This is a genomic window from Bradyrhizobium sp. P5_C11_2 (assembly GCF_054049755.1).
The window spans coordinates 1-13152 of record NZ_JBFULT010000166.1; the positions used below are offsets into that span (position 1 = coordinate 1).

The 13152-nt window shown below is 63.9% G+C and carries 20 protein-coding genes and 1 tRNA gene; 7 read left to right on the top strand and 14 right to left on the bottom strand.

What is annotated here, in order from left to right:
- Together ACXJL8_RS17455 and ACXJL8_RS17460 are read right to left on the bottom strand one after the other, a co-directional pair.
- The coding region (locus ACXJL8_RS17455; protein WP_456685301.1) for a carboxyl transferase domain-containing protein at positions 1 to 862 on the bottom strand (862 nt) is incomplete at its 3' end.
- Between the two features lie 82 nt (positions 863 to 944).
- Positions 945 to 2072: an isovaleryl-CoA dehydrogenase gene (locus ACXJL8_RS17460; protein ID WP_456623895.1), complete on the bottom strand. Its 1128-nt coding sequence runs from the start codon at positions 2070 to 2072 to the stop codon at positions 945 to 947.
- A gap of 144 nt (positions 2073 to 2216) precedes the next feature.
- Here ACXJL8_RS17460 and ACXJL8_RS17465 point away from each other — a divergent pair, with 144 nt between their 5' ends.
- On the top strand, positions 2217 to 3245 hold the full coding sequence (locus ACXJL8_RS17465) for an AraC family transcriptional regulator (RefSeq protein WP_456623888.1): 1029 nt from the start codon (positions 2217 to 2219) through the stop codon (positions 3243 to 3245).
- A gap of 101 nt (positions 3246 to 3346) precedes the next feature.
- Here the strand turns inward: ACXJL8_RS17465 and ACXJL8_RS17470 are convergent, their stop codons facing one another.
- The 3 genes from ACXJL8_RS17470 to ACXJL8_RS17480 all read right to left on the bottom strand — a co-directional run bounded on the left by ACXJL8_RS17470 (position 3347) and on the right by ACXJL8_RS17480 (position 5117).
- On the bottom strand, positions 3347 to 3646 hold the full coding sequence (locus ACXJL8_RS17470) for a DUF3551 domain-containing protein (RefSeq protein ID WP_456623889.1): 300 nt from the start codon (positions 3644 to 3646) through the stop codon (positions 3347 to 3349).
- Between the two features lie 382 nt (positions 3647 to 4028).
- Entirely contained in the window at positions 4029 to 4517 is a 489-nt protein-coding gene (locus tag ACXJL8_RS17475; protein WP_456623890.1) for an Lrp/AsnC family transcriptional regulator, read from the bottom strand.
- Between the two features lie 294 nt (positions 4518 to 4811).
- The gene (locus tag ACXJL8_RS17480) at positions 4812 to 5117 is read right to left on the bottom strand and encodes an ETC complex I subunit (RefSeq protein ID WP_456623891.1); all 306 of its coding nucleotides are present in this window, start codon (positions 5115 to 5117) and stop codon (positions 4812 to 4814) included.
- A gap of 254 nt (positions 5118 to 5371) precedes the next feature.
- On the opposite strand from ACXJL8_RS17480, the gene ACXJL8_RS17485 reads away from it, so the two are divergent.
- Positions 5372 to 6544, top strand: a complete 1173-nt coding sequence (locus ACXJL8_RS17485) for an OpgC domain-containing protein (protein WP_456623892.1) — start codon at positions 5372 to 5374, stop codon at positions 6542 to 6544.
- 84 nt (positions 6545 to 6628) lie between these two features.
- Here ACXJL8_RS17485 and ACXJL8_RS17490 read toward each other — a convergent pair whose 3' ends face one another.
- Positions 6629 to 6823 (bottom strand): hypothetical protein, encoded by a 195-nt coding sequence (locus tag ACXJL8_RS17490; RefSeq protein ID WP_456623893.1) that lies wholly within the window; start codon positions 6821 to 6823, stop codon positions 6629 to 6631.
- Between the two features lie 320 nt (positions 6824 to 7143).
- Between ACXJL8_RS17490 and ACXJL8_RS17495 the strand changes: the two genes are divergently transcribed.
- Positions 7144 to 7305, top strand: a complete 162-nt coding sequence (locus ACXJL8_RS17495) for a hypothetical protein (protein ID WP_456685302.1) — start codon at positions 7144 to 7146, stop codon at positions 7303 to 7305.
- Between the two features lie 250 nt (positions 7306 to 7555).
- Here ACXJL8_RS17495 and ACXJL8_RS17500 read toward each other — a convergent pair whose 3' ends face one another.
- Positions 7556 to 7717, bottom strand: coding sequence for a hypothetical protein (locus tag ACXJL8_RS17500; RefSeq protein WP_456624153.1), 162 nt, complete (start codon positions 7715 to 7717; stop codon positions 7556 to 7558).
- Here ACXJL8_RS17500 and ACXJL8_RS17505 point away from each other — a divergent pair.
- The gene (locus ACXJL8_RS17505; protein WP_456685303.1) at positions 7701 to 8000 is read left to right on the top strand and encodes a hypothetical protein; all 300 of its coding nucleotides are present in this window, start codon (positions 7701 to 7703) and stop codon (positions 7998 to 8000) included. The genes ACXJL8_RS17500 and ACXJL8_RS17505 overlap by 17 nt on opposite strands.
- Before the next feature lie 216 nt (positions 8001 to 8216).
- Positions 8217 to 8438, top strand: a complete 222-nt coding sequence (locus ACXJL8_RS17510; RefSeq protein ID WP_456624155.1) for an RNA-binding protein — start codon at positions 8217 to 8219, stop codon at positions 8436 to 8438.
- A gap of 41 nt (positions 8439 to 8479) precedes the next feature.
- On the opposite strand, the gene ACXJL8_RS17515 is transcribed toward ACXJL8_RS17510, so the two are convergent.
- The 5 genes from ACXJL8_RS17515 to ACXJL8_RS17535 form a co-directional block, all read right to left on the bottom strand.
- Positions 8480 to 8556, bottom strand: a tRNA-Pro gene (locus ACXJL8_RS17515).
- A gap of 87 nt (positions 8557 to 8643) precedes the next feature.
- Positions 8644 to 9129, bottom strand: a complete 486-nt coding sequence (locus ACXJL8_RS17520) for a DUF192 domain-containing protein (RefSeq protein WP_456624156.1) — start codon at positions 9127 to 9129, stop codon at positions 8644 to 8646.
- Positions 9130 to 9317: 188 nt separating this feature from the next.
- Entirely contained in the window at positions 9318 to 9953 is a 636-nt protein-coding gene (locus ACXJL8_RS17525) for a cold-shock protein (protein WP_456624157.1), read from the bottom strand.
- A 198-nt stretch (positions 9954 to 10151) separates the two neighbouring features.
- Entirely contained in the window at positions 10152 to 10913 is a 762-nt protein-coding gene (locus ACXJL8_RS17530) for a Sir2 family NAD-dependent protein deacetylase (protein ID WP_456624158.1), read from the bottom strand.
- 107 nt (positions 10914 to 11020) lie between these two features.
- A complete protein-coding gene (locus tag ACXJL8_RS17535) occupies positions 11021 to 11287 on the bottom strand; it encodes a hypothetical protein (RefSeq protein ID WP_456624159.1) in 267 nt (88 codons plus the stop codon).
- 335 nt (positions 11288 to 11622) lie between these two features.
- Between ACXJL8_RS17535 and ACXJL8_RS17540 the strand changes: the two genes are divergently transcribed.
- Positions 11623 to 11787 carry a hypothetical protein gene (locus tag ACXJL8_RS17540; RefSeq protein WP_162848652.1) on the top strand — a complete coding sequence of 55 codons (165 nt, stop codon included), beginning with the start codon at positions 11623 to 11625 and terminating at the stop codon, positions 11785 to 11787.
- An 81-nt stretch (positions 11788 to 11868) separates the two neighbouring features.
- On the opposite strand, the gene ACXJL8_RS17545 is transcribed toward ACXJL8_RS17540, so the two are convergent.
- A complete protein-coding gene (locus ACXJL8_RS17545; protein WP_456624160.1) occupies positions 11869 to 12156 on the bottom strand; it encodes a hypothetical protein in 288 nt (95 codons plus the stop codon).
- A gap of 222 nt (positions 12157 to 12378) precedes the next feature.
- On the opposite strand from ACXJL8_RS17545, the gene ACXJL8_RS17550 reads away from it, so the two are divergent.
- Complete coding sequence (locus tag ACXJL8_RS17550) at positions 12379 to 12711, top strand: hypothetical protein (protein WP_456624161.1); 333 nt, start codon at positions 12379 to 12381, stop codon at positions 12709 to 12711.
- Between the two features lie 200 nt (positions 12712 to 12911).
- On the opposite strand, the gene ACXJL8_RS17555 is transcribed toward ACXJL8_RS17550, so the two are convergent.
- Positions 12912 to 13109 carry a hypothetical protein gene (locus tag ACXJL8_RS17555; RefSeq protein ID WP_456624162.1) on the bottom strand — a complete coding sequence of 66 codons (198 nt, stop codon included), beginning with the start codon at positions 13107 to 13109 and terminating at the stop codon, positions 12912 to 12914.
- Positions 13110 to 13152: the final 43 nt, after the last annotated feature.

Below are 13152 nucleotides of genomic sequence, written 5' to 3' on the forward strand. Positions count from 1 at the left end.
TCTCCTCCGCGGCAAACAGTGGATCGCGCGGCGGATGCATATTGAGGTTCGGCCGCGCTAACGGTTTGAGCGTGCCGACGATGCGCCGGGCGATGCCGATCGCATGGGCGTCGTTCTGGGCATAGTGATCGGTGACGCCGGATTGGCGCGAATGCACGTCGGCGCCGCCGAGCTCCTCCGCGGTCACGACTTCGCCGGTCGCCGCTTTCACCAGCGGCGGGCCGCCGAGGAAGATGGTGCCTTGATTGCGCACGATGATGCTCTCATCCGACATCGCCGGCACATAGGCGCCGCCGGCGGTGCAGGAGCCCATCACGATCGCGATCTGCGGGATGCCCTGCGATGACATCTGCGCCTGGTTATAGAAGATSCGGCCRAAGTGCCGCTCGTCCGGAAAGATCTCGTCCTGGAGCGGCAGGAAGGCGCCGCCGGAATCGACCATGTAGACGCAGGGMAGATTGTTCTGCCGCGCCACGTCCTGCGCGCGCAGATGCTTCTTCACSGTCATCGGGTAATAGGTGCCGCCCTTGATGGTGGCATCGTTGGCCACGATCACGCATTCGCGGCCCGCGATGCGCCCCACCCCCGTAATGACGCTCGCCGAATGCACGTCGCCGCCATAGAGGCCGTAGGCTGCAAGCGGCGACAGCTCCAGGAACGAGGTGCCGGGATCGACCAGCAGATCGACGCGCTCGCGCGCCAGCATCTTGCCGCGCGCGGTGTGGCGGTTGCGCGAGACCTCRCCGCCACCGCCGGCGACCTGGCTGAGTTTTTCGCGCAAGTCGGACACGAGCCCGCGCATGGCTTCGGAGTTGCGCGCAAAATCTGATGAGGACGGATCGATGCTGGAATGGAGCGGCATGTGGTCCCGCGTTTGTGGTGACGTGGTGAGAGGCCGCGAACAGGGTGGACCCATTTCGCGGCAATTCCAATCGTGTGAAGGCTTAAGCCGTTTCCGCCATCAGCTCGCGGCCGATCAGCATGCGGCGGACCTCCGAGGTGCCGGCGCCGATCTCGTAGAGCTTTGCATCGCGCCACAGACGTCCGACCGGAAACTCGGTGGTGTAGCCGACGCCGCCAAGCGCCTGGATCGCCTCGCCCGCCATCCACGTCGCCTTCTCGGCGGAATAGAGGATCGCCGCGGCGGCATCCTTGCGCAGGCTGCGTGCGTGGTTGGCACGGTCGCAGGCTTTCCCCACTGCGTAGACATAGGCGCGCGTGGCCTGCCAGGTCGAATACATGTCGGCGAGCTTGCCCTGCATCAGCTGGAAGTCGCCGATCGGCTGGCCGAACTGCTTGCGCTCATGCATGTAGGGCACGACCGCGTCCATGCAGGCCGCCATGATGCCGAGCGGGCCGCCGGAGAGCACCGCGCGCTCATAGTCGAGGCCGGACATCAGCACCTTGACGCCCTCGCCCACGCCGCCCAGCACGTTCTCTGCCGGCACCTCGCAGTCGTCGAAGAACAAGGGATAGGTGTTGGAGCCGCGCATGCCGAGCTTGTCGAGATGCTGGCCGTGGGTGAAGCCCTTGAAACCCTTCTCGATGAGGAAGGCGGTCATGCCGCGCGGGCCGGCCTCCGGATCGGTCTTGGCGTAGACGACCAGCACGTCGGCGTCGCCGCCATTGGTGATCCACATCTTTGAGCCGTTGAGCACGTAGCGGTCGCCGCGCTTGTCGGCGCGCAGCTTCATCGAGACGACGTCGGAGCCGGCGCCCGGCTCTGACATCGCGAGCGCGCCGACATACGCGCCGGAGATCAGCTTCGGCAAATAGCGCTGCCGCTGCGCGTCGTTGCCGTTGCGGCGGATCTGGTTGACGCAGAGGTTGGAATGGGCGCCGTAGGACAGCCCGACCGCGGCCGAGCCGCGCGAAATCTCCTCCATGGCGACGATGTGGGCGAGATAGCCCATGTTGGAGCCGCCATATTGCTCCGGCGCCGTCATGCCGAGCAGGCCGAGATCGCCGAAGCGCTTCCAGAGGTCGGCCGGGAACAGATTGGCCTTCTCGACCTCGGCCGCGCGCGGCGCGACCTCGGCCTCCACGAAGGCGCGCACGGTGTCGCGCAGCATGCTGATGTCTTCGCCCAGATCGAAATCGATGCTCGGGATGTTCAAGGCGATTCCTCCGTTCTTATCGGGCCGAACCTACCCCCGCGCCGGCGCCGCTTCGGTCTAAAAGGTTGCATTTTCCGCCAAGTTTGGCGAGGATTTTCCATGGCCTTTCTAGCCGCAACCGCGACGCCCCGCCGCGCCATGACCCCTGCCGCGTTCGTCCGCGGCGTGGTCGCTGCATACGCCCGGTACGGCCACGATCCGGCCGAGGCCCTGGCCAAGGGGCAGCTCACGGCGGACCTGGTCAAATCGACGGACGGGCGGGTGACCGCGGCCCAGTTCGAGGCGCTCGCGGGCCATGCCATGCGCGAGCTCGACGACGAGGCGCTCGGCTGGTTCTCGCGCCGGCTGCCCTGGGGCTCCTATGGCATGCTGTGCCGCGCCTCGATCACAGCCCCGACGCTCGAAGTCGCGCTAAAACGCTGGTGCCGGCATCACCGTCTGCTGACCGAGGACGTCCTGTTCGAGCTCACCGTCAGCGGGGAGACCGCGGTCATCTCCATTCGCGAGCAGCGCGACCTCGGGGCCTTGCGCGAGTTCTGCCTGGTCACCCTGCTCCGCTACGTGCTCGGCTTTTCATGCTGGGCGGTCGATTCCGCGATCGCACTCCGCGCAGCCGAATTTCCCTTTCCCGAGCCRCACCATGTCTCGGTCTATCCGACCATCTTCTGCAAGACCGTCGGCTTCGGCGCCGATCGCGCCGGCATCGTCTTCGACCAGCATTATCTCTCGCTGCCGCTCACCCGCAGTCCGGCAGACCTCGACAGCATGCTCAAGGGCGCGTTGCGGCTGACCGTGCTGCCCTATCGGCGCGACCGGCTGCTGGTCGAGCGCGTTCGCCGCGTGCTTCGCACAGCGCGCGGACGTAGTCTCGGCGCCGAGGACGTCGCGAGCGAGCTGGCGCTCTCCACCCGCACCATGCATCGGCGCCTGCGCGAGGAAGCGACCTCGCTGCGCGATCTCAAGGAAGAGGCGAAATTCGAGCTCGCCAAGCAGGAATTGATGCGCGGCCGGGTGCCGATCAAGCGGATCGCGGAGATCGCGGGCTTCCGCAACGAAAAGAGCTTTTCCCGCGCCTTCCGCACCTGGACCGGCACCTCGCCGCGCGAGTTTCGCGGCAGGTATCGTTGAGGCGTACAAGCCCGAGCTGTCGCCTCGTTCTCATAAGTTTACGGCCCCCGAGATGAATCCCGGAGGCCGCAACATGTCGAAACCGGTCTCGATTTCAGCAATTAGTTCGACTTGGCCTGCGCGCCCGCGCGAAGCTTGGTGCGCGACTGCGTCTGCTTCGGCTGATAAGCGAGGGAGTCGTTGGCGCTCTTCGCGCCGCCGGCCTGCGAGCACGAGCCGCCGATGCCGCCGGCCGCTTGACGGCAGGCTTCCATGGTCGGAAAGCCGCAACCATGGGCGGCCTGGGCACCGTTGGTGATGCAGAAGTCGTCTGCCTTCGCAACCGGTGCCGTCAGAACCAAAAACGCAGACGCAAACAGCGTCGCAGCGGAAACTGCGAACGTCTTCGAAGTCGAGGTCATGTTGTCTTTTCCTGCTTCAGGGTCCCACAAAAGGGTCCTCGGCATGCGACGCAGGCTGAGGTCCACACCTTGCATCTAGGCGACGCGCCCGAACCGACAATCACGATTCAGCGCATTGCAGGGCTTCGCAAATCACATGTCACAGTTAGGTGAGTAACTAAACTAAATGCCGGCCATTGATTCGGCTTTTGTGAATCCCTGCCCCGTCGTCATGCCCGGGCTTGTCCCGGGCATCCACGTTCTTCGTCGTCCCAGCAAGGACGTGGATGGCCGGGACATAGGCGAGCGGAAGCGACGCCGTCCTTCGCACGGCTATGCCGGCCATGACGCTGTGGAAGCTTAGGCGCCCCCAAGCTCTGGCGTCATATGCGGTTGCCCTAACCTACGCCGACGCCGCGGCGACCTCCTGCAACGGCAGCGGCACATCCTTGGCCACACCCAGCACCGGGAAGCTGCGGACGTTCTTCACATCAGGCATCGCGGCGAAATGCAGCAGCTGCTGGCGCATGTTCTCCACGCTCGGCGCAACGCATTTCAGGAGATAGTCAGTGTCGCCCGAAATCCGCCAGCACTGCTGGATGCGCGGGATCGCGGCGATCGAGCTCTCGAACGCCTCCAGCACCGGCTGGGCCTGGCTGCCGAGCTGGATCGAGACGAACGACACCACCTCGTAGCCGAGCAGCCGCTCGTCGATGACGGCACGGATCGCCCGGATCACGCCGCGGCTGAACAGCGATTTCAGCCGCCGCAGGCAGTTCGGCGCGGAGACGCCGACACGCAGCGCCAGTTCGTTGTTGCGAACCCGCCCGTCCTGTTGCAACTCGGAGAGTATCTTCAGATCGACGCTGTCGAGCTGGTCACGCCCGGCCATTCCCCACCTCGCCCTGGTCCTGTCGTGGGAGGCAGCGAAGCATGGGGCGGAATTGGTGCCAACCACCTTAGGCTTCCCAAGGCTAGAAAAGCGTGGCGGGAAGCTTGCCTGCGGCCCATCCTTCGAGACACCCGCCTCCGGCGGACCCTCAGGATGAGGTCACGTTTCGCGGCAAGATATCAGACCCTCATGGTGAGGAGCCCGCCAAAGCGGGCGTCTCGAACCTTGCAGGCCGATCTCACGAGACGCCCAAAACGTGGATGCCCGACGAGATGATAGAGTGTGGGCCGCCCCTCAGTGCGTCCAGGGCTCGCCGCGGCGGAACGAGAAATTGTCGGCATAGGCAACCTGCCGGTGCAGCGATTCCTTCGGCTCGATCACCTGGTAGGCGATGCCCTTGCGCTCGCAATAGGCGACCGCCTCGTCCTTGCTTTGGAAGCGCAGCGTGATCTGCTGCTTCATGTCACCGGACGACGTCCAGCCCATCAGCGGCTCGACCGCGCGCGGCTGCTCCGGCTCGTAATCGAGCTGCCATTCCTTGGTCTTGGACCGGCCGGATTGCATCGCGTTCTTGGCGGGCTTGAAAATGCGTGCGGTCATGGGTGGTCCGGGCCTCTTCGTCTTTTCGTTCGATTTCGATGCGTCACGGTGGCAGTTGGTGGAAACCGCGGGCATAGTATAGAGACACCGTTCGGGAACTGATCGTGATTCCGGTCCCCGGGGGTGCCCGCTACGGGTATAGTCATTATGCTGCACCGTGACAATTGCGTACCCGCCTTCCGCGCCGGGCTCCCGCCCGGCGGCGCTGCCCCGCTGACATCAGCCTATCTGTCCCCTCCGAAAGCTCTCCTCGCATGGCCTTCCTGAACATCAGCGCCACGCTTCCCGAGAAAGGCCGCGACCTCAGGCTCGACCTGTTTCGCGGCGTCGCGAACTGGGCAATCTTCCTCGACCATATCCCCGACAACGTCGTGAACTGGATCACGACCCGCAACTACGGCTTTTCAGACGCCGCGGACCTCTTCGTCTTCATCTCCGGCTACACCGCCTCCTTCGTCTATGCGCGGATGATGCTGGAGCGGGGCTTCCTCGTCGGCGCCACGAGGCTCACCAAGCGGGTCTGGCAGCTCTACGTCGCCCACATCATCCTGTTCGTGATCTACATCGCCTCGATCAGCTATCTGGCGCTACGCTTCGGCGATTCGGACATGATCAACGAGTTCAACGTCGCCGGCCTCGTCGACAACGCCACCGAGACGCTGCGCCAGGGCCTGTTCCTGCGCTTCAAGCCGCTCAATCTCGATGTGCTGCCGCTCTACATCGTGCTGATGGGCCTGTTTCCGCCGGTGCTGTGGTTCATGCTGCGCAAGCCCGATTTGACGATGGCGCTGTCCATCGTCCTGTGGCTGGCCGCGCGCCAGTTCGGCTGGAATCTGACCGCCTATCCGGCCGGACAATGGTACTTCAATCCGTATTGCTGGCAGGTACTGTTCGTGTTCGGCGCCTGGTGCGCGATGGGCGGGGCACGGCGCTCGGGGGCGGTGATCAACTCACCGATCACGCTGTGGCTCTGTCTCGGCTATCTCTTGTTCGCGCTGATCATGACCATGGCCGGCCGCTTCCCGACCCTCGGCGGCATGTTCCCGCAATGGCTGTTCTCGGCCTTCAACCCCAACGACAAGACCAACCTCGCGCCCTACCGCTTCATCCACTTCGTCGTGATCGTGATCCTGGTGATCCGCTTCGTGCCGAAGGACTGGCCGGGCCTGGAGTGGAAAATATTCGATCCGGTGATCGTGTGCGGCCAGCAGTCGCTCGCCGTGTTCTGCGTCGGCGTGTTCCTGTCCTTCGTCGGCCATTTCGAGCTGTCGATGAGCTCGGGCTCGCTGTTTGCGCAGCTCTTCGTCAGCATCGCCGGCATCGCGATCATGACGACGGTGGCCTACTACATCTCCTGGTCGAAGCGGCAGGACAAGCCGTTGAAGCCACCGCCGGCCAAGCCTGCGGCGGCGGCGAAAGCCGCGTGAGCCCGCGGCAGCGATCCCGCGCCGGACGGCAGCGATCCCGCGCCGGACGGCAGCGATCTTGCGCCGGACGGCAGCGATGCGGCTTCAGGCCGCTTCCTCGCTGTCGTACTCGGTGAACTTCTTGTAGATCCAGTCGCGGCCGTCATGGCGGCGCCAGACCTTGCCGTACACGAGCTGCCCGTTGATCGAGCGCCGCGGCACGATCACGGTCCAGAGGTGCCAGATCTCCGCCCAGCCCGATTGCGGATGGACGGTTTTGAAGTTGCGATCGAAAGACATGACCCAGAACTCACAAGATTCGAGCGCTGCGATGAACTGTGACCTTATGTGAGCACGGATTGCAGGCAGCCCATCGCGAACCGGACCGCTCTGATAACAGCCGCAAAATCGGCCGCAACAACGGCTCGCCCTTAACCTAACCAGTCAACCTTACTTTGTCGGGGAGAGCTGCGAGACTTGTTGAAAGCCGACGCCGAATTTTCTAGGATGGATGCGCGATTTGAGAATGCGCGCGTCGTTTTGAGGACGCGGGGTAATTTTGAAGCGATATCGAATTTTGAAAAGAATTGACTCGGCCGGGACACCAGAATGAATTTGCAATGTGCATGTATGCGCCTGGCGGTGCGATCGACACCACCTGCTCCGACCGTCAAGACATCCGTTCAAGAACCACCGAAGGCCTCGAACGACAACCAGATGATCTGGCCGTTCCTGCCGTTTCCGCGCGGCTGGCACGCGTCGAGCTGATCGGCCATTCTTAAAAGCGCAACGCCGCGCAAGCGGAATATCATCGCTTGGCGGCGTCCGTTTAGGTATTGGGCGCTGAAATCCCCAACACCCATAAGTCGGTGGCGACGMCCAAAGGTTCGATCAAGCGTCCGTCATTCTGCGCCGGTTAACCCGCTCAGATGGCTCGAAAAATCGCGCAGAAGATGCGGCGCGCAGAGAACGGGCGCCGAGGGTTGAGGGGCGCGCTCGACCGTCCGTTTGGTGCCGGCGATCGATCGCCGCTCAGACGCCGGTGCTCGCGCTCGCGGCGCTGCTGGCGCTGGCGCCGAGCGCGCCTTGCGCGTTGTAGGTCTGTCCGGATTGATCGCCCTGACTGCCTTGCGTGCTCGCCGACGTCTGGACCTCGGTCGTGCCGTCGGAATAGGTGATGGTCGTTGTGGTCATCCCGTCGATGGTGATGGAGACCTCGCTGACGATGGTCTTGGCCGAACTGCCGCCGCCTCCGGAGCCAGAACTTCCACCCGCGGATTGCGAAGACGAAGTCGACGAGGTCGCCGATGTCGACGACGTGGCTGATGTCGACGATGTCGCCGACGTCGATGAAGCCGCGGAGGACGGCGTCGCCGCGGTCGACGGAGACGACGTCACCGCCGCGGTGGAGGAAGCAATCGCACTGACCGACATGAAAACCTCGCCTGAAGGAGATTCCGGACGCGGCGCCGTTTGAACCTCCGCGTTCTCCTTCAACGCGGAACGCGCCGAAATCAGGCGGCAGCGACCGCAATGAATATTTCCCGCCGTACAGACGCAACCAATCGCCTCGCCACGAGTTGCAGCTTGTTCCCAACTTTCCAGGGCATCCCTGCGTGTCTGCGATCAGCCTCCGCTTGCCTGTTCGGATAGCCGGATCGTCTCACGTCCGCGTGAGATGGAGCGACCACCGGTGAATTTTCACGAGCGCGTAGAGACCAATGAACAGCAGGCCGCAAGGCAAGGGGACACAGTGAGCCAAATTGATACGACGGAAAAACTCTCCGACACGCCGGAGACCGGAAGCTCGCTGTTTGCGTTGTGCGGGCTCGGTGTGGCGGGGATCGCAATGCTGGGCTGGATTTGCGCGCTGGCCTGGATCGCCTGGCGCCTCGCCGACTGGCTGTTGTTCTGAGGCGCCGCGCGGCCCCTCCCCCAGGATATCAAGCTCGGGACTGGTCGGGGCAGCTGGATTCGAACCAACGACCTGCAGTACCCAAAACTGCCGCGCTACCAGGCTGCGCTATACCCCGAATGTCCGGCGAGCCCTGTCGATACACGCTTCACAAGGCGCCAGCAAGACGGCAATGACCCCGCCGCCCGGCCCAATTTTTGCGGCCCTATTTGCTGCCGAACAGCGGGTGGCCGACGCGGTCGCCGGGGCGGATGCCGTATTTCTGCGCCGTTCCGGCCGGCACCTCCAGGACCGCCTTGGCGAGCCCCTGGGACGAGATGATCTTGGTCGACAGCGGCTCGGTATTTTCCGCGATACGCAGGATGCGGCCGTCGGCGCGGATGAAGATCATGTCGAGCGGGACGTAGGTGTTCTTCATCCACATCGACACTTCCTGCTCGGGACTGAAGTCGAACAGCATGCCTTTGCCGTCCGCCAGTTCCTTGCGGTACATCAGGCCGGTCTGCTTCTCCTGCTCCGTCGTGGCCATCTCGACCGAGAACACCTGCACACCGCCCTTGGTGACGATCTCGAGCGGCTGGAAGCTGGCGGCGCCGACCGGCGCGCTCGCGGCGGCGAAGCCGGCGACGACGAGAATGGCGGCAAGCCAGCCCCGGGCAACGGACCAGACGGCCTTTCGATCAAAACGCATGGGACGGCACTCGGGACGGCGGGGATGGCCTGGCGGCGTGGGACTGGAACAACCCTTACGCGGCGCTCGCCGGAAAAGCCAGATGGCGCACGCCCAGGCGGCCGCGCGCCTCTGCTCACGATCGTGGGAGCTTTGGGCCTTGCGGCCGCTGGTGGGAAGAAAGACGTCCTAGTGGGACGAAAGACTTCTTAGTGGGACGAAAGGCCTGGCGATCCGGTCTCGGGATGGATCTCGGCGGCCATCATGCCCTTCGAGCCGGGCCCGAAGCGGACCAGGACATATTGGCCGGGCCTGAGCTCGGTCATGCCGAAGCGGCGCAGCGTTTCCATATGCACGAAGATGTCGGGGGTGCCCTCGCCGCAGGTCAGGAAGCCGAAGCCGCGCAGCCGGTTGAACCATTTGACCTGGGCCCGCTCCAGCCCGCTGGTCGGCGTCACCGTGACATGGGTGCGCGGCGGCAGCATCTGCGCCGGATGGATCGCGGTCGACTCGTCCATCGAGACCACGCGGAAGGCCTGGTAGCCCTTCGCGCGCTGGATGCATTCGACGACGATGCGGGCGCCTTCGTAAGCGGTCTGGAAGCCGTCGCGCCTCAGCACGGTGACGTGCAGGAGCACGTCGGGCCAGCCATTGTCGGGAACGATGAAGCCGTAGCCCTTTGAGGCGTCGAACCATTTGATGACGCCGTGCACCTCGACCAGGTTGGCGCTGGTCTCGCCAAGTCCGGTGAAGGGACTGAGCGCATTGTCGCGACCGGCGCCGCCGTGTTCGCCCACCGCGGGAACCCCGACCTTCTTGGACTCAAATCCGTCCGACGACCCCATAACCCCGGACCCCACACTGCCATGCAACCCGCCTTAATGGCGGAGCTCGAATCACGCGTCTTAAGAGAATGTTCTCAATTCGACGCGACGCGAATCTTTCGAATCAAAAGATAACACTCCCGGTTGAGAGGCATAGACAAAAAAGAGATTCGCCGGAACCTATGAACAGCTTGCACAGCCGCGAATCAAACTGATGCCTCAATTCCCGACAAAGGGCCCGAGCGCTTCGCCGATGTCGTGGCGGATCACCAGGTCGGCAATGTCGTCCGGATCGGTCGGCTCGCGATTGATGATCACCAAACGTGCACCGCTGTTCTTGGCCATCATCGGAAAGCCTGCCGCCGGCCACACCACCAGCGAGGAACCGATCGCGATGAAGAGGTCGCAATGCTGCGACAGCTCGGTCGCGCGCAGCATCTCGTCCTCGGGCATCGACTGACCGAATGAGATCGTTGCGGTTTTCACCGGCTCATCGCACGCGGTGCAGTTGGGAGCGGCGCCCTCTTCGTCGAAACGGCGCTTCACCCAGTCGAGCTGATAGGCCTGCCCACATCCGATGCAGCGCGCAAAAGTGGTATTTCCGTGAAGTTCAATCACGTGATCGGGCGCGAAGCCCGAGGCCTGGTGCAGATTGTCGATGTTCTGGGTGATGATCGCGGGAACCTTGCCGGCGCGGTAGAGCGAGGCCAGCGCGCGATGGCCGCGGCCGGGCCTTGCCGCCGCAAAGGTCTCCTCCATCGCAAAGCGGCGGCGCCAGGATTCGTCCCGCGCCTCCTGGCTCGCGACGAATTCATCGAACGGGATCGGACGGTTGCGCGTCCAAATTCCGCCCGGCGAGCGGAAGTCGGGGATGCCGCACTCGGTCGAGATCCCGGCGCCGGTGAACGGTACGATGGTCTTCGCTTCGGCGATCATATCGCCGAGCCGTTCAACGCCGCTGCGAAGATCAGATGCGATCATGGGCAAGCCATCCCCGGTCCCGAGCATGGCTCTATAGCATGCGAGGGCGGGATGTCGCCGTCATCTCACGGACGGCGGTGCGGCCTGTCCGGCGGACAAGCCATGCGTCACGCCGCCTTCGCGACCTCGTCCTTGTCCGCGTCGGCCTTGTCATCGCCCTTAGCGTCACCCTTGTCGTCACCCTTGCGCGGCTTCGGCGGGCTTGGCGCGAGCGCGGCCTTCTTGGCCGGCTTGCCGTAGTGGGCGAGTTTTTCCAGCTCGGCCTCGAGCTCCGCCTGCCGCGCCGCAACCTTCTCCAGCAGCTTTGCGTTGGCGCGCTCGCGCAGCTCGGCCAGCTCTTCGATGCTCAGCGAGTCCAGATCGATCTTCGCCACCACAGCCTCCTGATTTGTTCTCGTGATTTGTTCTTGCGATTTGCTGTCGGGCTAGCTGCAACGCACGCAAGCGACAAGATTGTTGACGCTCTTATCCACCGCCAAGAAAGACTGCCAAGCGAGTTCGCGAAGAGCGATGCGGTCGGCAATTTTTTCCGACCTTCGCTTATCACAATCCTGCAATGCCTCCTCCCCATTGACGCCCCAATCAGAAGCGCCAATGCATGTGTTGAGTGCGACTCAGGCGCGATGCGGCGGCAGCGCCTGAGTTCAGTCGTGCACAGAAGTGTGCAGGTGTGAACAGAAGTGTTCAGGTGTGAAAAGAGGGGATGGACATGACCGAAGATGAAGAACGCAAAGCCCGCGAACGCGATGAGATCGCCGCCCGTGTTGCCGCCTTCCGCGCCACCCAGGAAAAGTTCAAGCGCGAACGCGACGAGTATTTCGTGTCGACGCTCGAGAATGCCCGCAAAGTCGAACGGCCCTCGCTCTGGCCGTAGGACATCAGATCATCGCGACTAAAGATCATTGCGCAAAAGAGCCCGGAGCATCGCTCCGGGCTTTTCGCTTAACCGTGGTTGCTACCAGTGACGATAGTACCGGTGGCCGTAATACGGTCCGCCGCCGTAATAGGCGTACGGGCCTGGCCCGTAATAATAGCCCGGGCCGTCGTAATAGCCGTAGCCGGGGCCATAGCCATAATACGGACGGGACGCAGCCAGCGCGCCCGCGGTGATCGCGCCGGCGGCCAGACCGAACGCAAGGCCCGGCCCGATGCCGCGACCGCGCGCCTCTGCAGGCGCCGGCGCCGCAACCGCGGTCACACCCACCGCCGCGACGGTGGCCAGAACTGCCAATGTCTTCTTCATGCTGGATCTCCTCCTTCCCGGATCTCCTCCTTCGCATCTCGGGGACACAACGCCGGCGGCTGGCGATGGTTCGCGGGCCGTGGAACCGCAAGCCGGGAAAAAAATCGATAAAAATGTCGATGCGACGGGAACGATCTCGCGGTCCGCGGATTGGATTTCCAAGTGCAAGGCCCGCCATCCGGGTGAGGCCGACGCACGAAGACCCCGTCAGCATCCGCCGCGATGCTGGCGGGGTTTTTCGCTTTCAGGGACGAGGCTTTCAGGGACGACAATGGCGGCACGGCCAACCGGCTGCCAACGGGGCGGACGATCGAGGAGGAAAGCTTGCCGATAACCGCTCTGCTCGCCCGCATCCGCAGGCTGGTTCCGAAGGCGCGCGATCAGCATTACGACGAGATCGTCCGCAGCTTCGGCGTCGGTGCCCTGCGCCCGCCGCCGACGCCGATGACCGACGGCGAGCTCGCGCGCGTCATTGCCGAGTTCCTCAAGGAGCAGCCGTCCACCGAGTCCGTTGCGACCCTCGGCCGCCGGCTCGACCCCTCCTCCCGGCTCTGAACGGCTTGCGACGCCGGGAACAAACCTGCCGCGGCCGCATTGATGTCGTCTTCGCGCAAGAGAGGCCAGCATGCCTGCGTGGCTCGAAGTCCTCCTCAATTTGTCCGGCTTTGCCGGCTTCGTGGCGCTCGCGACACGCGGCAGCTCGGGCCCGCGCGCCGGCGCCGACGATCAGCGTTAATTGGCGTGCGGCGCGCTAGCTAGTTCGCGCGCGGCGCCTGGCCGGCGGTGCGCACCAGCCGGTCGGCCTTGACCAGGACATGCGTGTCCTCGACCTGCGGCCGCAATGAGAAACTGATCACCACGAAGGCGAGGCAGAACAGCGTGCCGACGACGGCAACGCGCCGGTAGGTGTGCCGGTCGCCTTGATGAAATGACGGTTCTGAAAAAGGTGTCATTGAAAAAGGTGTCATTGAAAAAGGTGTCATTGAAAAAGGTGTC